20 protein-coding genes and 1 pseudogene are annotated in these 21,886 nt (G+C 53.7%); 5 read left to right on the top strand and 16 right to left on the bottom strand.

All coding sequences use genetic code 11. From position 1 onward, the window contains the following. Positions 1–18: 18 nt before the first annotated feature. The gene (cysS, locus tag BMZ14_RS11145; protein ID WP_074797615.1) at positions 19–1,419 is read right to left on the bottom strand and encodes a cysteine--tRNA ligase; all 1,401 of its coding nucleotides are present in this window, start codon (positions 1,417–1,419) and stop codon (positions 19–21) included. 88 nt (positions 1,420–1,507) lie between these two features. On the opposite strand from cysS, the gene BMZ14_RS11140 reads away from it, so the two are divergent. The 5 genes from BMZ14_RS11140 to BMZ14_RS11120 all read left to right on the top strand — a co-directional run bounded on the left by BMZ14_RS11140 (position 1,508) and on the right by BMZ14_RS11120 (position 6,113). After that, a complete protein-coding gene (locus tag BMZ14_RS11140; protein WP_074797536.1) occupies positions 1,508–2,575 on the top strand; it encodes a tetratricopeptide repeat protein in 1,068 nt (355 codons plus the stop codon). Further along, positions 2,572–3,828, top strand: coding sequence for a L,D-transpeptidase family protein (locus BMZ14_RS11135; protein ID WP_074797534.1), 1,257 nt, complete (start codon positions 2,572–2,574; stop codon positions 3,826–3,828). The genes BMZ14_RS11140 and BMZ14_RS11135 overlap by 4 nt, the downstream gene beginning before the upstream one ends. A gap of 43 nt (positions 3,829–3,871) precedes the next feature. Continuing rightward, complete coding sequence (locus tag BMZ14_RS11130) at positions 3,872–4,474, top strand: peptidylprolyl isomerase (RefSeq protein WP_143071971.1); 603 nt, start codon at positions 3,872–3,874, stop codon at positions 4,472–4,474. A gap of 37 nt (positions 4,475–4,511) precedes the next feature. After that, entirely contained in the window at positions 4,512–5,009 is a 498-nt protein-coding gene (locus BMZ14_RS11125) for a peptidylprolyl isomerase (protein ID WP_074797532.1), read from the top strand. 288 nt (positions 5,010–5,297) lie between these two features. Continuing rightward, the gene (locus BMZ14_RS11120; protein WP_074797530.1) at positions 5,298–6,113 is read left to right on the top strand and encodes a M48 family metallopeptidase; all 816 of its coding nucleotides are present in this window, start codon (positions 5,298–5,300) and stop codon (positions 6,111–6,113) included. 33 nt (positions 6,114–6,146) lie between these two features. On the opposite strand, the gene BMZ14_RS11115 is transcribed toward BMZ14_RS11120, so the two are convergent. The 15 genes and pseudogenes from BMZ14_RS11115 to leuD form a co-directional block, all read right to left on the bottom strand. Then, the gene (locus BMZ14_RS11115) at positions 6,147–7,325 is read right to left on the bottom strand and encodes an O-succinylhomoserine sulfhydrylase (protein ID WP_074797528.1); all 1,179 of its coding nucleotides are present in this window, start codon (positions 7,323–7,325) and stop codon (positions 6,147–6,149) included. A gap of 392 nt (positions 7,326–7,717) precedes the next feature. Beyond that, positions 7,718–9,238: an amidophosphoribosyltransferase gene (gene purF, locus BMZ14_RS11110; protein ID WP_074797526.1), complete on the bottom strand. Its 1,521-nt coding sequence runs from the start codon at positions 9,236–9,238 to the stop codon at positions 7,718–7,720. A 137-nt stretch (positions 9,239–9,375) separates the two neighbouring features. Next, entirely contained in the window at positions 9,376–9,894 is a 519-nt protein-coding gene (locus BMZ14_RS11105) for a CvpA family protein (RefSeq protein WP_256208580.1), read from the bottom strand. A 36-nt stretch (positions 9,895–9,930) separates the two neighbouring features. Continuing rightward, the gene (locus BMZ14_RS11100) at positions 9,931–10,620 is read right to left on the bottom strand and encodes an SPOR domain-containing protein (RefSeq protein WP_074797524.1); all 690 of its coding nucleotides are present in this window, start codon (positions 10,618–10,620) and stop codon (positions 9,931–9,933) included. 6 nt (positions 10,621–10,626) lie between these two features. Then, positions 10,627–11,973 (bottom strand): bifunctional tetrahydrofolate synthase/dihydrofolate synthase, encoded by a 1,347-nt coding sequence (gene folC, locus BMZ14_RS11095; protein WP_074797522.1) that lies wholly within the window; start codon positions 11,971–11,973, stop codon positions 10,627–10,629. A gap of 31 nt (positions 11,974–12,004) precedes the next feature. Beyond that, a complete protein-coding gene (gene accD, locus BMZ14_RS11090; RefSeq protein ID WP_074797520.1) occupies positions 12,005–12,874 on the bottom strand; it encodes an acetyl-CoA carboxylase, carboxyltransferase subunit beta in 870 nt (289 codons plus the stop codon). A 12-nt stretch (positions 12,875–12,886) separates the two neighbouring features. Beyond that, complete coding sequence (gene trpA / locus BMZ14_RS11085; protein WP_074797518.1) at positions 12,887–13,714, bottom strand: tryptophan synthase subunit alpha; 828 nt, start codon at positions 13,712–13,714, stop codon at positions 12,887–12,889. A gap of 11 nt (positions 13,715–13,725) precedes the next feature. Beyond that, positions 13,726–14,922: a tryptophan synthase subunit beta gene (gene trpB / locus BMZ14_RS11080; RefSeq protein WP_074797516.1), complete on the bottom strand. Its 1,197-nt coding sequence runs from the start codon at positions 14,920–14,922 to the stop codon at positions 13,726–13,728. After that, entirely contained in the window at positions 14,909–15,535 is a 627-nt protein-coding gene (locus BMZ14_RS11075; RefSeq protein WP_074797514.1) for a phosphoribosylanthranilate isomerase, read from the bottom strand. Before BMZ14_RS11075 ends, trpB begins: the two co-directional genes overlap by 14 nt. A gap of 46 nt (positions 15,536–15,581) precedes the next feature. Beyond that, entirely contained in the window at positions 15,582–16,388 is an 807-nt protein-coding gene (gene truA, locus BMZ14_RS11070; RefSeq protein WP_177186969.1) for a tRNA pseudouridine(38-40) synthase TruA, read from the bottom strand. Positions 16,389–16,558: 170 nt separating this feature from the next. Then, a complete protein-coding gene (locus tag BMZ14_RS11065; protein ID WP_371265749.1) occupies positions 16,559–18,076 on the bottom strand; it encodes a FimV/HubP family polar landmark protein in 1,518 nt (505 codons plus the stop codon). A 219-nt stretch (positions 18,077–18,295) separates the two neighbouring features. Then, positions 18,296–18,622, bottom strand: a pseudogene (locus tag BMZ14_RS15680) (type IV pilus assembly protein FimV); the annotation flags it as partial. Between the two features lie 360 nt (positions 18,623–18,982). Further along, positions 18,983–20,095, bottom strand: a complete 1,113-nt coding sequence (asd, locus tag BMZ14_RS11060) for an aspartate-semialdehyde dehydrogenase (protein ID WP_074797508.1) — start codon at positions 20,093–20,095, stop codon at positions 18,983–18,985. Positions 20,096–20,150: 55 nt separating this feature from the next. Next, the gene (gene leuB / locus BMZ14_RS11055; RefSeq protein WP_074797506.1) at positions 20,151–21,212 is read right to left on the bottom strand and encodes a 3-isopropylmalate dehydrogenase; all 1,062 of its coding nucleotides are present in this window, start codon (positions 21,210–21,212) and stop codon (positions 20,151–20,153) included. A gap of 28 nt (positions 21,213–21,240) precedes the next feature. Next, positions 21,241–21,879, bottom strand: coding sequence for a 3-isopropylmalate dehydratase small subunit (leuD, locus tag BMZ14_RS11050; RefSeq protein WP_074797504.1), 639 nt, complete (start codon positions 21,877–21,879; stop codon positions 21,241–21,243). Positions 21,880–21,886 lie beyond the last annotated feature (7 nt).

The following is a 21,886-nucleotide window of genomic DNA, read 5'->3' as shown; positions in this document are numbered from 1 at the left end:
ATCTAGGTACGCCAAGCATCAAACAGCGGAAACGCTTGTGCCTCGCCGCCAGGTTGTGCCTTGCGCGCCATCTTCCAGAATAATACCGGCATCCAGCAACTCCTTCCGGATACGGTCTGCTTCGTCATAATTTTTTTTTGCGCGGGCAACGAGCCTCTGCTGAATCATTTGCTCAACACGTTCCGGAGTAAATGCAGAATCTGCCGCAGCCACAACATCCTGGAAATATTGCCGAGGGTCCTGTTGCAGCAACCCCAGGACACCGCCGAGCGCTCTCATTAATACTATAGTCTTTTGGGATCCGGTCTTGTTAATTTCGTTGGCGAGATCAAATAGCACTGCTATCGCGTCGGAGGTGTTAAAGTCGTCGTCCATTGCTTCCCTGAAACGCCGGGCGTATGGCCCATTCCAGTCTATTGCCGGCGCAACTTCGCTGTCTTCACTTCCTTTGATCGCAGTGTAAAGCCGGTCAAGTGCGCGCCTGGCATCTTCAAGGTGCTGATCGGAATAATTCAGCGGACTGCGGTAATGCGCCCGCAGGATAAAGAACCGCACCACTTCCGGCTGATAACGGGCGAGAATCTCGCGAACCGTAAAAAAATTTCCCAGCGACTTCGACATCTTTTCATCATCTACCCGCACGAAACCGTTATGCATCCAGTAGTTGACGAAAGGATGACCGTGGGCGCCCTCGCTTTGCGCAATCTCGTTTTCATGATGGGGAAACTGCAGGTCCTGGCCGCCCCCATGTATGTCAAAATGTTCGCCCAGATAACGTTCGCCCATCGCCGAGCATTCAATGTGCCAACCAGGGCGCCCGCCACCCCACGGTGAGTCCCATTGTGGTTCACCTGGTTTGGCTGCTTTCCACAATACGAAATCCAGCGGATCTTTCTTGTGTGGATCGATAACCACCCGCTCTCCCGCACGTAAATCTTCAAGGGATTTCCCGGAAAGCTTTCCATATCCGGGAAATCTATGCACGGCAAAGTACACATCACCATTGGAAGCTGCATAGGCGAGATTTTTATCCACCAGCGTGCGTATCATGACTATCATGTCTTCTACATGTCGGGTGGCTCGCGGCTCAAATGATGGCGGAGTCACGCCAAGTGCGGCCGCATCTTCTTCCATTGCCCGGATAAAACGGGCGGTCAACGCTTCGATGGACTCGTTGTTTTCCTGTGCGCGTTTGATAATCTTGTCGTCTATATCGGTTATATTGCGAACGTAGGTAACGTCAAAGCCGCTCACCTGAAGCCAGCGTTGTACCATGTCGAATACCACCATCATGCGTGCATGACCAAGATGGCAATAGTCGTAGACCGTCATGCCGCAAACATATATTTTAACCTTGCCGGGAGTCAGGGGAATAAAGTCCTGTTTTTCCCTTGCAAGCGAATTATGGATTTTAAGCATCTTGGCGAGATTGTGAATTGGGCAGGCTTCTTGGTAGAATCCCGAAGGTTTCAGGATAACCCAACAAAAATCGGAGCAGTATAGCATAATGAAAACACTGGATTTTCGCTGGGCAAGCGCATCCATCGCGGTTGCTGCGCTGTTCCTGCTGTCGAGTCCCGTAGCGCTTGCCGATGAAAACGACCAAGTTGCCAAACTCTACAAACAGGGCAATTTAACCAAGGCCCTGCAGCAGGCTGATGCTTATCTCGCGCTCAAGCCCAAGGATGCCCAAATGCGCTTCCATAAAGGCCTGATACTTACCGAGCAAAAAAAGACCGCTGACGCCATCAGGATATTTTCTTCGCTCGCGGAAGAATTTCCCGACCTGCCGGAACCTTACAATAATCTTGCAGTTCTCTACGCCAGCCAGGGCCAATATGATAAAGCCAAAGGCGCGCTGGAAGCGGCGATACGCACTCACCCCAGCTATGCTACCGCCCACGAGAATCTGGGTGATATTTATGCGAAGATGGCGAGTCAGGCATACGGCAAGGCATTACAGCTGGACAAGGATAATGCCGCTGCACAAACCAAGCTGGCGATGATTAAAGACGTATTCACGGGCAGGTCCAAAGAAGTACAAGTCGCAACTGCAAGCCCGCCCGCTTCCCTGGCGCCCCCAGATAATCCGCCGGCAAACCCCCCAGCAGCGGCGCCAGAGAAAGCTTCGGGAAAAATGGTGGAGAAGCCGGAAGAAAAAGTGGAAAAACCTGAGGCCAAAAAGCTTGCCGTTGCTGAAAAACCGTCGCTGGAACAATTTGCCGGTCCGGACGATTCAGATGAAATACTCCAGACTGTGAACGCATGGGCCAAGGCCTGGTCTGGCAAGGATGTAGCCGGATACCTTACCTTCTATGCAAGCAGCTTCCGCCCTCATGGCGTCCTTTCGCGAACCGCCTGGGAAAAGAGCCGGAGGGAGCGCATCACCAAGCCCAAATCCATCCGTGTTGCCATTGCTGATCCTAAAATAAGCTTTACCGATGCTACTCAGGCCAAGGTGACCTTCAAGCAGTCCTATCACTCCGATGCGCTCAGGAGTAACACGGTTAAAACCCTTGAGATGGTCAAGACCGGGGGAAAATGGCTCATACAGCAGGAACGGGTCGGCCGATGAAGTCCCCGAGTGGACCGATTTCCCCCGGGCGATCCCGATCCACCGGCCTGTTTATCACAACCGCATTTACGACATGCGCTATAGCCCTCCTCGGCTTCCTCGCCTCAGGCGCATCCGCTACCGATCACTCGGCCTTGCCCGGCTCACTGACCGTACCGGAAACAATGCTCGTCAAAAGCCTGCAGGAAATCGGGGAGAGCCGCATGGATTCGGCCTTAAGCGGTGTTGAACAATTGATCAAGGCCAACCCGAACTTCCGACTGGCCCATCTGATTAAAGGCGATTTGCTGCTGTCCCGTTCGCGTCCAATCAGTACTATGGGAGATACGTCGGGTGTCTCGCAACAACATTTAGCTGATTTGCGTGAAGAAGCGCGAGCACGTCTGCAGCGTCATCGGGAAACAATTCCCCGTAATATGACGCCAAAGTATCTTGTACAAATGCCGTCTGAACAAAAATATGCGGTTATTGCCGACACCGGCAAATCACGACTATATATCTACGAGAACGTGGGAGGCCATGCACGTTACCTTGCTGATTATTACATCAGCAGCGGCAAGAATGGGTCGCAAAAACTGAAGGAAGGAGACAAGAAAACTCCCATTGGCGTTTATTTTGTCACTGCCAATGTACCCCGGCAGAAACTTACTGATTTTTATGGTGGCGGTGCCTTTCCCATCAATTATCCCAACGAATGGGATAAACGGAATGGCCGTAGCGGTTTTGGCATCTGGATCCATGGTACGCCCTCGGATACATACAGCCGCCCCCCTCGGGCGAGCGACGGTTGTGTCGTGCTTTCGAATGATGACTTGCAGACCGTGGGCGCCAGACTGCAGGTTGGCATAACACCGGTGATAATCAGCGACAAAATGGAATGGGTAAAACCGGGGGACGCAGCAAGCCTGCGCCGCAAACTCACAAAGCACCTGGAAAACTGGCGGCGCGATTGGGAAAGCGGGAATATCGAGGCATATATCCGGAATTACGGACGTAACTTTTCCAGCGGCAACCAGAATCTGATGGAATGGACGCGGCACAAACGCGAGGTCAATACCGGCAAAGACTGGATCAAGGTAGGAATCAGCAATATAGGGGTGTTTCTTTATCCCGGAAGAGACGATCTTGCAGTCGTCAATTTTGATCAGGAGTATTCCAGCAATAACCTTTCTAACAGAATAAAAAAACGCCAATACTGGATGAAGGAAGACAAAAAAGGGCCGTGGAAAATTATCTATGAAAGCGCGGCATGATCCGTAAGTACTTATTTATTTTTTTTCCCTTACAGGAAATCCCATGCATATCAAGAAACTTCTCGCTGCCCTCACATTTCTTTTCTTCAGCGCAGCTTGCGCCGCCAATCCGCAGGTTGAAATAAAGACGAATTTAGGTAGTATATTGCTTGAGCTCTATCCGGATAAGGCGCCCAGGACAGTGCAAAATTTTTTAAGCTACGTAAAGGACGGCTACTATACAGGGACGGTATTTCACCGTGTCATCCCGGGATTCATGATCCAGGGCGGCGGCTTCGAGGAGACGCTCAAACAAAAGCCCACAAGACCACCGATCGAGAACGAGGCAGCCAACGGCCTCAGGAATGAGACCGGGACCATTTCTATGGCTCGCACATCGGACCCGCACTCGGCATCGGCACAGTTTTTTATTAATGTCGCCGATAACGCTTCTCTAAATCATACTGCGCGCACCACCCAGGGCTATGGCTATACAGTATTCGGAAAAGTTGTGAAGGGAATGGAAGTCGTGAACAGGATTGCTCAGGCACCTACCGGACCCGCGGGACCCTTCCCGGCCGATGTGCCTAAAGTGACCGTAGTCATTGAAAAAATCAAACTCATAACAGAAGAGCCTGCGCCCAATGTGGGTAGATCGATAAATTAAGCTCATCGTCAAATCAAGACCTGGACAAGGAAAAAACATGATCAAACTGCACACCAATCACGGCGTCATCACCCTCGAACTCGATAGCGAAAAAGCGCCACTAACCGCTCAGAACTTCATCGACTACGTAAAAAGCGGACACTACGATAACACTTTGTTTCATCGTGTGATCGATGGCTTCATGATTCAGGGCGGCGGGTTTGAGCCAGGAATGAACCAGAAGAAGACTCGCGCTCCGATTCAGAATGAAGCGGCCAATGGACTCAAGAACGATGTCTATACCGTCGCCATGGCGCGGACGTCTGATGTCCATTCCGCTACCGCACAATTTTTTATTAACGTCAATCCCGCCGGTAATGATTTCCTCAATTTCACCGCGCCCACCTCTCAAGGTTTCGGCTATTGCGTATTCGGCAAGGTTGTGGATGGCAAGGATGTAGTGGACGAAATCAGGAAGGTTAAAACCGGCAACCGAAGCGGCCATCAGAATGTACCACTGGAAGACGTGGTATTGGAGAAAGCGGAAGTGGTTTAAAGCGGGTAACCGGGGACAGGCGCGGCCAAGCGGCGTATTGGGCCTTGGTCAAGATAGCGCCGATATAAGGCGAGCGCGGCGATGGTTTCGCCTCCGTTTATGAGCTATGATATTAACTGAGCATTTTTTCGGGCTTCCATGCCAGGCGCGAGTATCGACTGATGGGCTGGAAAAAACGCCTTACCCCTGAAAGCGGAATGACGTGACGAGAGAGAAATAACACTTTTATACGATGAAGCAGCCACCGGGCCTATAAGAAGGAATATCTTTTCTGTTATCGGGATAATTATGTACACCTTTCGTTTTCTTGCCACGATATCCATTAGCCTCTGGTTAGTCACGCTCACCGGATGTGCGACGACCACCTCGGGTGGAGCAGTTGGCGCAAACCGCTCACAATTGTTGCTCATATCTTCTGAGCAGCTGGAGCAAACCGCCGCACAGGGCTACAGCCAGTTGAAGTCGGAAGCGGCGCAGCAGGGGGAACTGAACAAGAATGAAAAGATGTTGCAGCGGGTGCGGGCAATAGCAGACCGGATCAAACCGCAAACAGCGGTTTTCCGCCCGGATGCACCGGGCTGGAAGTGGGAGGTCAATATAATCGATAGCGATCAGCTCAACGCCTTCTGCATGCCTGGTGGAAAGATCATGTTTTATTCAGGGCTGATCAATCAGCTTAAACTCACGGATGAGGAAATTGCAGTTGTAATGGGCCATGAAATAGCCCATGCCTTACGTGAACATTCTCGCGAACAGGTGTCGCAGGCAATTGCAGCGCAAACTGCGCTGGGCCTGGGTTCGGCAGCGTTTGGCCTCAGCCAGGCTGCGACTAACCTCGCCGGTATAGGTTATCAAGCCTTTATCGCCACACATTTTAGCCGAACGGATGAAGCCGAGGCAGATCGCATCGGTCTCGAACTGACGGCGCGCGCGGGCTACAACCCGCGGGCGGGCGTTACCTTGTGGCAAAAAATGATGAAAGCCAAGAGTGGCGGACAGTTACCCGAGTTTCTGAGTACTCATCCTGCAGACGCGACCCGGGTCCAGCAAATTGAATCACTGCTACCAACCGTTTTGCCACTCTACGAAGCCGCAAAACGCTGAAGCTTGGGAACGAATGAGGCGGTGAGGGTCTTGTCAGGCGTTTAACCCCCTGGCAAGATCAGCCTGGAGATCCTTTACCGCCTCTAGCCCCACTGCGATACGCAACAAGCCTTCGGTAATTCCCGCTGCATCCCGGTTTTCCTGACTGATGCGGCCGTGCGTAGTGGTAGCGGGATGGGTAAGCGTGCTCTTCGTATCCCCAAGATTGGCGGTGATTGAAATCAGGCGAACGGAATCCACAACCCGCCAGGCCGCCTCCCTCCCCTTCTTCAATTCGAATGAAACAATTCCGCCACCGGTTTTCTGTTGGCGCTTGGCAAGTTCATGCTGCGGGTGCGAAGGTAAACCGGGATAATGAACCCGCGCCACGCTGGGCTGCGCCTCGAGCCAATGAGCAATTTGCAAGGCATTGGCGGAATGCGTTTCCATGCGAATTTTCAGCGTTTCCATTCCTTTCAGGATAACCCAGGCGTTGAAAGGGCTCAGGCTCGGCCCGGCGGTGCGCAGGAATCCAAATATCCCCCGTTCCATCACCAGATCGCGCTTTCCGAGGACTGCACCACCCAATACCCTTCCCTGCCCTTCCAGATACTTGGTAGCCGAGTGAATCACGAGATCGGCGCCCAAATCCAGCGGGCGTTGCAGCGCCGGCGAGCAGAAACAGTTATCGACCGCAAGCCACGCCCCGGCTTTTTTTGCCACGGCCGCAAGCGCGGCGATGTCTGAAATCTCAGTTAGCGGGTTGGATGGCGTTTCTATGAACAACAGTTTTGTGCCTGGTTTTACCGCCGCCTCCCATGCTGCGACGTCGGTGGCGGAAACAAATGTCGTATCGATATTGAACCGTTTGAGGATGTTATTGAACAGGCTCACTGTCGAGCCAAACAGGCTACGCGATGCAATGATGTGATCACCGGCGGAAAGAAGACCCATTACGCAGGCGAGGATGGCCGACATACCGGAAGAAGTAGCCACACAGGCTTCCGCACCTTCCAGCGCAGCAAGCCGTTCCTGGAAAGCCGTAACCGTTGGGTTGGTAAAGCGGGAATAAATATTCCCCGGTTCCGCATCGGAAAAACGGGCTGCGGCCTGAGCCGCACTGTCAAATACGAAACTGGAGGTAAGATACAGCGCCTCCGAGTGTTCATTGAATTGGCTGCGGTGGATACCCGTGTGTAACGCGAGGGTTTCCGGCTCAAAATCATCAGACATCTGGATCTCCTTCAAAAAAACCCGTCCAGCATTCGCCAAAACGGGTTCTTCCCGCTTTAGCCGAATTTATAATCCTGAATCCGTCAGTTGGACAGGATGGAGTGAGTGGTTTTTGGGGTGCAGGGCAAGGCGCAACGATGCAGAATAGTCATTCTATTCCAAGGAGTTGCAACGCAGCCATGCGCGGCAAAATTGCTCAATCCACCCTGTAGCGAACTCACCGTAAAGGTGAAGTGATGCAAAAGTCTTTGCAGGTCACAGCATTAAACCGCAAATAGGCGGTCAACTGCCGGATTCAGGATAATGCGCCCGCAAGCTGAATATCAAATCGGCGCATGCAAGATAACGCACGGATCAAACTACGCCTGGTAATTCTTTTTGTCAAATCTCCACTAATCCGCCGCGACCAGATTCAAATCCAGCTGTGTGCTGGAGCGGGCTCGATTCATAGGTACGCCGCCGTGACGTTGCGCCTCCAGAAGGGCAAGATACTCCGGCGTAACATCACCGGTAATGTAATGTCCGTCAAAACAGGAGGTTTCATAGTGGGTAATGGATGGATTGACCTGGCATACATCTTTTATTAGGGAATCGATATCCTGGTAAACCAAATGGTCGGCTCCAATCTCCCTGCAGATTTCATCTTCGTTCCGTCCGGTGGCGATGAGTTCCTGGTGGGTAGGCATATCAATTCCATAAACATTTGGAAACCTCACCGGGGGCGCGGCAGAAGCGAAATATACCTTATGGGCGCCTGCTTCCTGCGCCATCTGGACAATTTCACGGCTGGTGGTGCCGCGCACGATGGAATCATCAACCAGCAGTACATTTTTGCCGCGGAATTCCACACTCATGGCATTGAGCTTCTGGCGCACTGATTTGCGCCGCTGCTGCTGCCCCGGCATGATAAAGGTACGTCCTATGTAGCGGTTCTTGACGAAGCCTTCACGAAAGCTTACGCCCAGGCGGTTGGCAAGCTGCAAGGCACTCGGACGGCTGGAATCGGGAATTGGTATTACCACATCGATGTCCAGATGCCGCATGGTGGAGCTGATCTTGTCCGCCAGGCTTTCACCCATGTTAAGCCGTGTTTCATATACCGAAATACCGTCCATCACGGAATCCGGCCGCGCCATGTAAACATACTCGAAAATACAGGGATTATGCGTGGGGTTGTCCGCGCATTGCTTATTGTAGAAATTGCCGCTCTCGTCGATAAAAATTGCCTCCCCCGGCGCAACATCGCGAATCAGCTTAAAACCCAAGGTATCTAGCGCCACACTCTCCGACCCCACGAGATAGTCCATTCCATGCTCGGTCTCGGCACAACCAAACACCAGGGGACGGATGCCGTAAGGATCGCGAAACGCCAGTAAGCCATAACCGGCTATCATCGCAACCACTGCGTAAGCGCCACGGCAGCGCCGGTGCACGCCCGACACCGCCGCGAAAATGGCTGCGGTGTCAAGCTGATGGTTTTTCGTGCTTCTCTGTAATTCGTGGGCCAGTACGTTCAGCAGCACTTCTGAATCCGAATTGGTATTGACGTGGCGCAGGTCCTCACGGAACAATTCTTCATTGAGTTGCGCCGCATTCGTAAGATTGCCGTTATGTCCGAGCACGATACCAAACGGCGAGTTGACATAAAACGGCTGCGCCTCTGATGGCGACTCGCCAGAGCCGGCCGTGGGATAGCGCACGTGGCCAATACCCATATTGCCAAGCAGGGCACGCATGTTCCGCGTGCGAAACACATCCCGCACTAATCCACTGGCCTTGTGCATATGAAAAGTATTATCCTGGGCAGTGACAATACCGGCCGCGTCCTGCCCGCGGTGTTGCAGCACGAGCAGGCCGTCGTATAACAACTGATTGACGGGGGTTTGTGCGACAAGGCCGAGAATTCCACACATGATGCGCTCCGCAAAGATGGCTTTATATCAACGCTGCACAAAAAAGTGCAAAAAAATATTCAGAAGGTTTCATACGGCAAGGAGAAATGTATTTTTCCGCCCGCCTTTTCTCTACCTAAGATCACCGTTCACATTATTCAGGCTTCAGTTTTCACATAACTGATGCGCTTCGATAAATCTCTCGGCAGCCAGGGTATAACCATCATCGCCGCCATTTCCAAAGGCTTGCTCAGCACGGCTTTCTTCCAGAACGGTTCCTGCGGCAGCGCTGTGAGTCCAGCGGCCAGCACCATTAATAACACTACCAGCAATCCACGGGCAAAACCGAACAGCGACCCCATGAATCTGTCCGCAAACCCGAGCCCCACGGTTTTTACCAAAGCCGATATCAACATGGTAATCAAGCCCATTGCCAGCAATGATGAGAGAAACAACGCGGCAAAGGCCAGCAATAAACGCAGTGATTCACCAGAGATTCCGGAAGGAAGCAGGGGCGCAAAACCTGCTGCAAATGAGTTCGCCACCATGAATGCAACTACCCAGCCAGCCAGCGACAATATCTCGCGCACCACGCCCCGTACCATGCTCAGCAATATCGATAAGACGAGTATGGCGAGAACAGAGTAATCGAAGATAGTCAGGTCATCTGTAAACACAAAAATTACGAAGCCTGTTGCTGTTCGGTGATCTCATCATGGCCCTTTCTCTGTCACTACGCCTTCGAATCCCAAGCTGTTCAGTGTCTCGCGCGTACTCTCTGCTTCTTCGCGTGTCCGGAAAGGACCAACGCGCACGCGCGTTATGTCCCCCTTGTCCGACTTGAGTGTTTCAGTATAGGCTTTCGCATCCGGCTGTGCCTTGATATCCTTCGACATCACGCTTCGCAACTGTTGTCTGGCCTTCGCAGGGTTGGAAAAAGCGCCCAATTGCACGACAAACAGATCTGCGTCAACGGCAGATGTGGACGTTTTGCCGGTTGATTCGGCCTTGGGGGCCTTGGGGGCCTTGGGGTCCGGAGTCCGCCCTTCGGTTCCGGAAGCGGCATCCCGTTTCTCCATGGGGTTTTTCACCGATCGAGCGGCATTGGCTGCTGGCTGGGACGCGCTTTGGTCCTCCTGCATTCCAGTTGCAGGTCCTTCAGGGATAGTCGCAACCTGTGCCTCAGCGGGGGGAGTGCCGGGAGTGGCTTCGGGGGCGAGTTCACCTACCGAGTCTTCCGATGGTATGCGAATGTCAATCTGGTGACTTCGCTGCTCGGGCTTGCTATCAAGCACCATGGGCAAAATGACAATTGCTGCGATCACCAGGGTAACAGCACCGACAAGGCGTCTTCTGGCGCGCTTCCTTAATTGAATTTCTTCTTCGCTGACGGTCTTTGCCATATGATTCTAACCGTGCTCAACCGCGGTCCGGTATCGTAATACCTCGGCCACAGTATGGAACGAGCCGAAAACGCAGATTCTATCATTTCCCTTGCCATCTCGGCTGACCTGCTCACAGGCAAATGCATAGGCTGCGGCAGGATCGGAAAAAGCAAGAATTGGTTTCTCTCCTCCCCCTCCTGGCCCCTCTCTCCCAATGCCTTCCTCTTCCAATACTCGTATCACTTCATCGGCCGAGGCACCACGCGGCGCGTCGATGCCCGCTATCAACCATATATCCACCCTCGCAGCGAGTGCCCTCGCTACACCGGCAATATCCTTATCCTTAAGCATCGCGAATACAGCATAGGTTTTCCGATATCGCCCCATGCTGTCGAGACTGCTGGCCAGAACACCTGCGGCGCTTGGATTGTGAGCCACGTCCAGCACTGTGACGGGCCGTCCCGGCAAAACCTGAAATCGGCCTGGCCATGCCACATCCAGTAAACCCTGACGTATATCACTCATGGTAATCGGCAACCTGTCCCTGATACAATCCAGCGCAGCCAGGCTGGCGCTGGCGTTAAGCAGCTGACAAGCTCCCCGCAGGGCGGGATAGGGAAGCGAATGACGTTTTCCTCCGCTCCCCCAATAACTCCAGGCGGATGCGTCGGCATTGCTTGAGTACCCGAACTGTTCCCCGATATGGATTAAATTTGCGCCGATCGCCTTGGCATGATTACGCACGCTGGCAGGGATATCAGGCTCCGCACACACAGCAGCCTTCCCGCGTCTGAAAATCCCGGCCTTTTCCCATCCAATTTCCTCGCGCGTATTGCCCAGGTAATCCATATGATCGAAATTTACACTGGTGAGCACGGCACAATCAGCGTCAAAAATATTTACAGCGTCCAAACGTCCGCCCAGTCCCACCTCCAGTATCGCGATATCCACTTCGGCCCGTATGAACAGTTCCATTGCCGCCAGCGTGCCAAACTCGAAATAAGTCAGGGAAACACCTGCCCTGATGCGAGCGGACTCTACAGCCCGGAAACTATTGCACAACTCGTCGTCGCTTGCTTCCTGCCGGCCTACTCGCACGCGCTCGTTATAACGCAATAAATGCGGTGACGTATAACAACCCACACGATACCCGGCATGGCTCAGAATCGCCTCCATCATGGCGCATGACGACCCTTTGCCATTGGTCCCGCCGACCGTAATGATGGGAAAGGAAGGCACGAGGCCCAGCTCGGCCCTGACATAGTCTATACGCTCCAGTCCCATCTCGATCGTCTTGGGGTGGATACGTTCGAGTTGGCGCAACCACTCTGAAAGTGTTCTGGATTCCGGACGGAGCTCGTTTCCTACCATCCTCGCACTCCGGTCTGAACGCAAAGAAACGTCAAGATGACGGCGGAGAGGTACGCATCAGTAAGGTGCAGAGATTGGCGATCTTGTCTCGCATGCGGCGGCGGTCTACTATCATGTCTATCGCTCCGTGTTCCAGCAGGAATTCCGCGCGTTGAAATCCTTCCGGCAGGGTTTGCCGCACCGTCTGCTCGATAACGCGTGGCCCTGCGAATCCTATGAGGGCGCCTGGCTCAGCAATTACCACGTCACCGATAAAGGCAAAGCTGGCCGATACTCCACCCATTGTGGGATCTGTCAGCACAGAGATAAAGGGCAACCGTTCCTGACCCAACCGCGTAAGCGCCGCCGTTGTTTTAGCCATTTGCATTAAAGACAGCAAGCCTTCCTGCATGCGCGCGCCCCCGCTGGCTGAGAAGCATACAAAGGCCAGGCGCTGCTCAAGGCAGGACTCAACCCCGCGGGCAAAGCGCTCTCCCACCACCGACCCCATCGAGCCGCCCATAAACCCGAATTCGAATGCCGCTGCAACCAGGGGTATCGTTTTGACGCTGCCTTGCATCACCACGAGAGCGTCGTCCTCGTCGGTATCTTTTTTTGCCTCTGACAGCCGATCAACGTAGCGTTTGCTGTCCTTGAATTTAAGCGGGTCAAGCGACTGAACCTCACGGCCGATCTCGTGGCGTCCCTCCGCATCCAGGAATAAATCAAGGCGCACCCGGGCAGAAATGCGGTTGTGATGATTGCATTTGGGGCAGACGTTGAGATTATTTCCCAAGTCAGAGTAGTAAAGCACTGCTTCGCAGGACGCGCATTTGCTCCACAGCCCTTCGGGCACGGCCTTTTTTTCGCCGCTTTCCTTACGCTTTATTTTTGGCGGAAGAAGTTTCTGAAACCAGCTCATAAGTAGGTGAAGTTAATGATGGCTGACTAATGTTTCGGGCTGGGCTTCGTCAATGGCGCTGCGGAGGCTTTTCACCAGGCGATATACGTTTGACAGCAGGTTTTCTCTGGTTGAGTTTTCTATTTCTTCGATAATGCGGCTACCTATAACGACCGCGTCGGCAAGCCCCGCCACTGCCTTGGCGGTCATGCTGTCACGAATGCCGAAACCAACGCCAATGGGAATGGAGATGCAGGAACGTAGCTGGGCCAATCTGCCCGCTACCTCGCGCAGGTCAAGATTCGATGCGCCCGTTACGCCTTTCAGCGAAACATAATATATATATCCCTGCGCCATCTTCGCCACCTGTTCGATGCGCGCTAGCGGAGTAGTGGGAGAAAGCAGAAAAATTGCGTCAATTTGCTGCCGGTTGAGATACGCTACCCACTCCGCGGATTCTTCAGGCGGATAATCCACTGTCAATACTCCATCCACGCCGCATGCTCTTGCTCTTGCCGTAAATGCCTCGTATCCCATCGCTTCTATCGGATTTGCATAGCCCATCAGTACAACCGGCGTAGCAATATCATCTTTTCTGAATTCCTCCACCATGGTCAGGACGTCTTTCAAACCCACGCCATACTTCAACGCCCGTTCCGAAGACCGCTGGATGGTCGGTCCATCAGCCATGGGATCGGAAAACGGAACGCCCAACTCAATGACGTCAGCTCCCGCCTTCACCAGTTCATGCATCAGTGGAATCATCAGGGCAGGATCGGGGTCGCCTGCGGTTATGAAAGGAATCAGTGCTTTCCTGTTTTGCTTGCGCAGTTTGTCAAAAACGGTAGTGATCCGGGTCATGAGTGGCGGTGTCAGAAGGTGATATCGGAAGCGTGCGCCACGGTGGCCATATCCTTGTCGCCGCGCCCGGAAAGGTTCACCAGCAAAAGCTTGTCCCTGGCAAGCGTGGGTGCAAGCTGAGCGGCATATGCCAGCGCATGGCTCGATTCCAGCGCCGGTATGATCCCTTCGTAATGACAAAGGGCATGAAATGCCTCCAGTGCCTGGTCGTCGGTTATCCCGATATATTCAGCGCGATTGCTGTCCTTGAGCCACGCGTGTTCGGGGCCGACGCCGGGATAATCCAGACCGGCCGAAATGGAGTGGGTTTCGATAATCTGACCATTCTCATCCTGAATCAGATAGGTGCGATTGCCGTGCAATACACCCGGCCTTCCCGTCGTCAGAGTAGCTGCGTGCTCCCCGCTCTCTATTCCACGACCCGCCGCTTCCACGCCGATCATGCGGATGTCGCTGTCCAGGTAGGGATAAAAAAGGCCGATTGCATTTGATCCGCCGCCCACGCAGGCGATCAGCGCATCCGGCTGGCGTCCATATTCTTCCTGCATCTGCACAATTGCTTCCCGCCCTATGATTGCCTGAAAATCACGTACCATCATTGGATAGGGATGCGGTCCTGCAACCGTGCCAATGATATAAAAGGTATCCCCGATATTGGTCACCCAGTCGCGCATGGCCTCATTCAGCGCATCCTTCAATGTCCGGGACCCTGATTCAACCGGAACCACCGTGGCGCCCAGAAGCTTCATCCGGTAAACATTGGCGGCTTGACGTTCTACGTCCACCGAGCCCATATAAACAATGCATTTCATGCCGTAGCGCGCCGCTACCGTCGCGGTGGCCACACCATGCTGGCCGGCGCCGGTCTCGGCGATCACCCGCGATTTGCCCATCCGCCTCGCCAGGAGAGCCTGTCCGATGGCATTATTGATTTTATGGGCGCCGGTATGATTCAGGTCTTCGCGCTTCAATAAAATCTGTGCGCCGCCCAAATGGGCCGACCATCTTTTTGCATGATAGATGGGACTGGGCCGTCCTACATAATGCTTCAACTCATAGGCAAATTCGGCCTGAAAATCCGCGTCCTCACGATAGCGATCGTACTGTGCGCGCAATTCCTCCAAGGCTGCAATGAGCGTTTCAGCAACAAATACGCCCCCATACGGGCCAAAATGCCCACCGCCATCTGGAAGATCATAAACTTTCACTGGTTCGGACTCCTCGCATGAACGCGTCAATTTTTTCCGCGTCTTTGATACCTTTGGATGATTCGACACCGCTTGACACATCCACCGCCCAAGGGTTGGCCTGCTGAATCGCCTCTGAAATATTGCCAGCATGCAGCCCCCCCGAAAGGATAAGCGGCAGCTGTAAATGTGGGGGAATCAGACTCCAGTCAAATGCATGCCCCGTTCCACCCGTCTCGCCTTCAATATAGGTATCCAGCAGCAAGCCTCTGGCTCCAGCATAACGGGATGCGTATTGTAGCAAATCTACCCCCTCTCTGACTCGCACAGCCTTTATATAAGGCCGCGAAAATTGCCCGCAGAATTCCGGGGGCTCGTTACCATGAAATTGGAGCAAATCCGGACCCGCTATTGACAAGGTTTCTTCTACCCAATCCCGGTCCGGGTCCACATACACACCCACGACGGTAACGAATGCCGGTAGCGCAGCGATAATTTCGCGGGCTTTGGAGAGCGTGATGTAACGTGCGCTTTGCCTCCAGAACACGAACCCGATGGCATCAGCGCCAAGCCGCACTGCAGCGAGCGCATCCTCGACACGTGTTATACCGCAAATTTTTACTCGAACGGCCATAACCCAATCTCTGGTGTTCCCATAATCCTGGCCTGTCACAAAGCAATTAGCGAGGCCTGCTTGTCCTTGGCAAAACTGACGCAAGCGGCGGCTCGACAAAGGGAGGAAATTTCCATCTGGCGTCATAGCTGACTCCCGTCAAGTATAACCCCGCGGCAGGAAAAGTCGGCGCAGCTTCGCTACGCTTACCGCTTTTCACCAGGGTGCCCATCCATTCCGGCGGATACTTTCCTTTTCCCACATAAATGAGGCAGCCGACAATATTGCGCACCATGTGATGAAGAAACGCGTTGGCGCGCAGTTCAAACACGATAATGTCGCCCAATTGTGTAATCTCAAGTTTTGTCAGATTTCGTACAGGAGATTTGGCCTGGCACTCGGCCGCGCGAAAGGCGCTGAAATCGTGTTCACCCAGCAGCGTCTGCGCTGCGGTCCGCATAGGCTCAAGATCGAGCGTTTGATGAAACCAGCCGACTTTGCCCCGATTAAGCCCGGGACGGGACGGATGATTCGACAGAAGATAAAGATAGCGTCGTTCAGTCGCGCAATAGCGAGCGTGGAATTCATCGGAAATCTGCGATGCCCACAGCACGGCGATACTCTCGGGTAACAGCGCATTGGCGCCCCTGACCCAGGCGGTCATTGGGCGCTGGGCCTGGGTGTCAAAATGCAAAACCTGATATGAGGCATGAACGCCGGCATCAGTACGTCCGGCCGTAACTACCCGGATATTTTCGCATGCGATTTTCGATAGCGCTGCTTCTACCGCGTCCTGCACCGAACCGCCGGATCGCTGGCTTTGCCAGCCGCAAAAATTGCTGCCATCGTACTCCAGCACCATTGCGATTCTCACGGCAGCGGCATCGCAATGGTCATGATTATCCTGAACTTCACTTGAGGATTATACAGGGACTTCCCAGGCAGGCTTGCCGGAAGACAATATGGGGAATTGAACACTGCGTGTACAAGTGGACCTGGCGTCGCAGAATAGTGAAAAATAGCGGTCGATCGCCGGTAGTAGGTTCAGTCTTGTGAGCCAAGCTGAGCCGGATCGTGGAGTCTCGCCAATACCAATCTTGCGCTTTCCTGTTGCTGTGCGTCGCCCTCCTGCATTACTTGCTGAAGAGCTTGCGCGGCGGCGTCGTTGTCACCCATTTCCTGATAAGCTCTGGCCAAGTCAATCCCCGAAACTATCTCGTGCCACCGGTGGTTACGTTCTACGACTCCGCTTTTTATTGAATCGGCAGACGGACTCGCAAACCGGATGTTGTCCATGCACAGCTTGATGCCATCCAATGCATGGTCTTCGGTGGCGACAGGAATAAGCGCTGATGAAGCACGGCCAGGTGAACTGGCCGGTATCCCGGATTTGCCGGATTGCGCGCAATCTTCCGGCACGATATTTTCGGCAATTTTCGCAGTCCCAATCCGAATGTCATCACGCTCCGGATGAGTTTGCCTTCCGGCGTCCATCCCATCGGCTCCCGCAGCATTATACAGTTCCTGGCTCATGAAGGAGGCAACCGTCTGGTCAGACGGCTGCACGCGGACAGTGGAAGCGAACGTACCATTGTCACTGGGCGCCTCCCTGGTGCGACGCGCCATGGACACTCCGACGATACCTGTCACCAGAAGGACAAGCGCGCCACCCAGGTATTCTACATTCGCATCCAGATCACCGGTCAGGTTACTGGTATGTGTTCCCGGCGCGAGGTCAAAGTCAGGCGCAGATCGAGCGGTTGGCAACGAGGCTGATTGCACCGGTCTGGCTATTTCTACCGGCTCATCCGCTGCTGCAAGAGCTATCTCCGATTCTTCGTGGCTTCCCAGGTTGTTTATTCCGGTATTTTCTTCAGTACGAAAGGAGACAGGCCGGGCTGCTGAAACGGGGTAGGAAGTCAATGCGACCGCATCCCACTCGACAGGCAGGATAGCTTCTGCCCGCATCTGCATGCCCGCCAGTGAGGGATTTCTCAACGCCAGCAGCTGTTGCAATTTCTCGATATTTTTCTCAAGCAACGCAATACGCTCACCTGCTTCCCGAAGCGATCCATGTCTTGCTATGGCATCTTCTTCCATCGCCTCTAACTGGCTCTGTAAATTTGATTCTTTTCCGCGCACCTTGCCATCTACGCTCCCGTCCACATTACTGCCCGCGTTATTTGTGGCATAGCGCGGCTCTTCGACTCTGGAAAGCTTTAATATCTCTCGCGGCAGCGCATGATCTGATGCGGCTGACACCTCAGCGGCCCGCTCGATCTTTCCGGCTGACACTTGATCCAGTTCTTCAGTCGCGCTTTCTACGTCTTCAAATCTGCGCCGGCGCCAGTCCGCAGTCTGTACTTTTACTTCCTGGTTGGCTTCCGCCGCGGTTATCGTACTAATTTCGTTACTGTCCGGTATTCTTAAAATCGGCCCTGTCTTAAGCTGGTGTATATTGTTGCCAAAGAAAGCATTGCGATTCGCTCGTTGCAAAGCCACCAGCATCTGATTGAAACTGACGCCGGCGGGAAGACCTATAATTTTCGCTATTCCGCCCAGCGTATCTCCCGGCTTTACGGGACCATAAACGGTATCAGTCCTGCCGCCCGCTGTCCCCGAAACGGTCTTATCCCGTAGAGGAGAACTGCCATCTCGCCCGATTGATGAATCCGGCCCGCTGCCCGCCCATTCCGCTCTGGCGCCGACGGGCGGGGCGGTTTGCGTTGCCGGTCCTGCCTGCGAATGTCCATCCTGTTCTTGTGAAGGGAGCAAAACGGTATATTCACGTAATAATCGTCCTGATGACCAATTCAGTTCAACAAGCATATTCAGTAGCGGTTCGGCGACTGGCTGCGAAGAAATAATCCTGACATACAGGTGCCCATCGGGATGAGTTTCGATACTCGTTTTAAATGTCGAAAGAAGGGGCGAGTAATCTACATTTGTCCGGCGGAAGGTATTCTCCGACGCGAGACGGGCCGTCAGAGAAGACTTCTCTTCTTTCTTGACTGCCACCAGATCGATTTCCGCGCTCAACGGTTGGCCCAGAGCGGAATTAACGGTTAATCTGCCCAATCCGGCTGCGTATACGATTGCTGGCGACATAATCGCAAACAAAAGTAAACATGCTTTAGAAGCAAACTTCCGCACAGGCAAATACACTCTCAAGAAAGCTTATGGATTATGAACACGTATCAGAACTAGCGGGGAATAACGCTTTGCTGAAGTTTGTCTTTGCCGTACGGCAAATTTTTTGCCAAACCCCGTTCACGGCGAGAAGAACTATCGCTCCCCGGAATCGGGCAAGCAATTAATCCCGGTAATTGGCGTACGCTCAATTGGGATTGTTGAAAAGATGTCCCCGAAACGGAGAGCAGGAAATGCTCGACAGCAACCGCTGGTTAGCAGAGTCCCGGATTATTGCCTCTCTTAACGCGCAGCGAGCGCAAAACGCGCCTCTGGCTCTCAGGCTTCCACCAGGATTCTCAGCATTCTGCGTAATGGCTCCGCCGCACCCCACAACAATTGATCGCCTACCGTAAACGCCGAAAGATATTCTCCACCCATCGCAAGCTTACGCAAGCGGCCCACCGGAATGGTCAACTTCCCGGTAACCGCGGCGGGGGTTAATTCTCTTAGTGTACTCTCGCGTTCGTTGGGAATAACCCGCACCCAATTGTTGGAAGCTGCCAGAATATCCTCGATCTCATCCAGCGGGACGTCCTTCTTCATCTTGACGGTCAGCGCCTGGCTATGACATCGCATTGCACCGACACGAACACATATCCCGTCAACGGGAATCGACTGACCGCTACGCCCCAGGATCTTGTTCGTCTCGGACTGGCCTTTCCATTCCTCCCGCGTCTGCCCATTGCCAAGATCCTTATCTATCCATGGAATAAGGCTGCCTGCCAGCGGCACGCCGAAATTCTCCGTTGGAAAACCGGCGTTGCGCAGCGTTCCCGCAACCTCGCGGTCAATGTCAAGTATGCCCGCAGCCGGATCGTCCAGCAAATTTTTTGCCACACGATGCGCTTCGCCCATCTGCAGCAGTAACTCCCGCATGTTCTGTGCGCCCGCGCCGGAAGCCGCCTGATAAGTCATGGCGCTCATCCACTCCACCATGTCTTCCTCGAACAATCCGCCAACTGCCATCAGCATCAGGCTCACTGTGCAATTGCCGCCAATATAGTTCTTTACTCCATCGTGCAGTGCCTGTTCAATAACCGGGCGGTTGACGGGGTCGAGTATGATGATCGCGTCCTGTCCCATCCGCAATGTAGAGGCCGCATCGATCCAGTAACCTTTCCACCCCTCCTGGCGCAGCCTTGGGAAAATCGCGCTGGTGTAATCACCGCCCTGACAGGAAACAAGGATGTCCATCGATTTTAGTTCATCTATATCATGCGCGTCCTTGAGCGATGACGTTTCCTGGCCGATATCCGGACCTTTTCCGCCCTTTTGGGACGTGGAAAAAAATGCCGGCTCAACCAGGGCAAAATCATTCTCTTCCCGCATGCGCTGCATGAGTACTGAACCTACCATGCCGCGCCATCCGATAAACCCGACTCGTTTCATCGATCGCCTCTTTCCAGGATTACGGTTCCTGGTCTCTTCCATGCATGATCCATAATCATATATTCGCCAGTACCGCGTCGCCCATTGCCGCAGTGCCGACCTTTTTCGTTCCCGGTTCGTAAATGTCCCGGGTTCGATATCCGCCCGCCAAAACTTTTTTTACTGCACTCTCGATTCGAACGGCCGCAGCTTCCTCATCGAACGTGTATCGCAGCATCATTGCCGCTGACAATATTGTTGCCAAAGGGTTAGCCACATCCTTGCCGGCAATGTCGGGAGCGGAGCCGTGGATAGGCTCATAAAGCCCTTTGCTCCGATCATCCAGTGAGGCCGATGGCAGCATACCGATTGAGCCGGTCAGCATGGATGCCTCATCCGACAGAATATCGCCAAACATGTTGCCTGTCACCACCACATCGAATTGCCTGGGGTTGCGTACCAGTTGCATTGCAGCGTTATCCACCAGCATGTGCGAAAGCTCCACGTCCGGATACTCCTTTGCCGTCTCGGTCACAACATCGCGCCACAATTGCGTGCATTCGAGCACGTTCATCTTATCCACGGAGCAAAGCCTGCGGTTACGCTTGCGCGCCGCCTGAAAGGCTACATGGGCAATCCTCCGGATTTCGGCTTCGCTGTATATCATGGTATTGTAACCGACACGTTGACCGTCCCGCCGTTCAATACCGCGTGGCTCTCCGAAGTAAATATCGCCGGTCAACTCGCGCACGATGAGAATGTCCAGGCCAGCCACCACCTCAGGCTTTAGCGTCGAGGCATTCGCAAGCTCCGGATGCAGTATCGCCGGGCGAAGATTTGCAAACAGATTCAGCATTCTCCTTATACTGAGCAAACCTTGTTCCGGCCGCTGCCGACGGGGGAGCGCGTCATATTGCGGACCTCCTACAGCCCCCAGCAACACCGCATCCGCATCGGCAACAAGCTTGCGTGTTACCTCTGGAAATGGCTCACCAGCGGCTTCTACCGCGCATCCGCCCAGTAAACCGGGTTCCAGTTCAAACTTCAGCCCGTCACTTCTCAACGCTTGAAGAACTCGTACCGCTTGAGCAACGATTTCCGGGCCGATACCGTCCCCGGCCAGGATTGCTATTTTCATAAGGCTCTTGCAACCCGGTAACGATGTTTCATGCAAACAGCCACGGTTGCGCTGCGCGATGCTTTTCCTCGAATGCCTTGATTTTGTCCGAATGTTGCAACGTCAGCCCGATTTCATCCAGGCCCTTCAACAGGCTATGCTTGCGGAAAGGATCGATATCGAAAAAGAAAGTTTTACCGGCCGGCGCCGTCACCGACTGATCCTGCAAATGAACCGCCAGCCGATATCCTTCGGTTGCCTCTACCTCGTGGAACAGTTTATCCACGCTGCCTGCATCCAGCACAATGGGAAGCAAGCCGATCTTGAAACAATTATTGAAAAAAATATCGGCAAAGCTGGGTGCGATGATCACCTGGAAGCCATAGTCCTGAAGTGCCCAAGGAGCATGTTCGCGGCTTGAGCCACAACCGAAATTCGCGCGCGCCAGCAAAATTTGCGCGCCGTGGTAGCGCGGCAGGTTGAGTATGAAATCCGGATTCAGTACACGCTGGCTGGCATCCATGCCCGGTTCGCCATGATCCAGATAACGCCACTCGTCAAACAGATTCAGCCCGAAGCCGGATCGTTTGATGGATTTCAGAAACTGCTTCGGAATGATGGCGTCGGTATCGACGTTCGCGCGATCCAGCGGCGCCACCAATCCGTCGCAGAAATCAAATTTTTTCACAAGCTGA

Origin of the sequence: Nitrosospira briensis, from assembly GCF_900115125.1 — a bacterium.
Taxonomy (GTDB): Bacteria; Pseudomonadota; Gammaproteobacteria; order Burkholderiales; family Nitrosomonadaceae; genus Nitrosospira; species Nitrosospira briensis_A.
The sequence above is the reverse complement of the archived record's forward strand: the minus strand, read 5'-3'. Positions and strand labels throughout refer to the sequence as shown.

Bases quoted from the DNA above. Each gene is read 5' to 3' on its own strand.
- cysS (WP_074797615.1), bottom strand. From the start codon at position 1,419: ATGCTTAAAATCCATAATTCGCTTGCAAGGGAAAAACAGGACTTTATT.
- BMZ14_RS11140 (WP_074797536.1), top strand. From the start codon at position 1,508: ATGAAAACACTGGATTTTCGCTGGGCAAGCGCATCCATCGCGGTTGCT.
- BMZ14_RS11135 (WP_074797534.1), top strand. From the start codon at position 2,572: ATGAAGTCCCCGAGTGGACCGATTTCCCCCGGGCGATCCCGATCCACC.
- BMZ14_RS11130 (WP_143071971.1), top strand. From the start codon at position 3,872: ATGCATATCAAGAAACTTCTCGCTGCCCTCACATTTCTTTTCTTCAGC.
- BMZ14_RS11125 (WP_074797532.1), top strand. From the start codon at position 4,512: ATGATCAAACTGCACACCAATCACGGCGTCATCACCCTCGAACTCGAT.
- BMZ14_RS11120 (WP_074797530.1), top strand. From the start codon at position 5,298: ATGTACACCTTTCGTTTTCTTGCCACGATATCCATTAGCCTCTGGTTA.
- BMZ14_RS11115 (WP_074797528.1), bottom strand. From the start codon at position 7,325: ATGTCTGATGATTTTGAGCCGGAAACCCTCGCGTTACACACGGGTATC.
- purF (WP_074797526.1), bottom strand. From the start codon at position 9,238: ATGTGTGGAATTCTCGGCCTTGTCGCACAAACCCCCGTCAATCAGTTG.
- BMZ14_RS11100 (WP_074797524.1), bottom strand. From the start codon at position 10,620: ATGGCAAAGACCGTCAGCGAAGAAGAAATTCAATTAAGGAAGCGCGCC.
- folC (WP_074797522.1), bottom strand. From the start codon at position 11,973: ATGGTAGGAAACGAGCTCCGTCCGGAATCCAGAACACTTTCAGAGTGG.
- accD (WP_074797520.1), bottom strand. From the start codon at position 12,874: ATGAGCTGGTTTCAGAAACTTCTTCCGCCAAAAATAAAGCGTAAGGAA.
- trpA (WP_074797518.1), bottom strand. From the start codon at position 13,714: ATGACCCGGATCACTACCGTTTTTGACAAACTGCGCAAGCAAAACAGG.
- BMZ14_RS11075 (WP_074797514.1), bottom strand. From the start codon at position 15,535: ATGGCCGTTCGAGTAAAAATTTGCGGTATAACACGTGTCGAGGATGCG.
- asd (WP_074797508.1), bottom strand. From the start codon at position 20,095: ATGAAACGAGTCGGGTTTATCGGATGGCGCGGCATGGTAGGTTCAGTA.
- leuB (WP_074797506.1), bottom strand. From the start codon at position 21,212: ATGAAAATAGCAATCCTGGCCGGGGACGGTATCGGCCCGGAAATCGTT.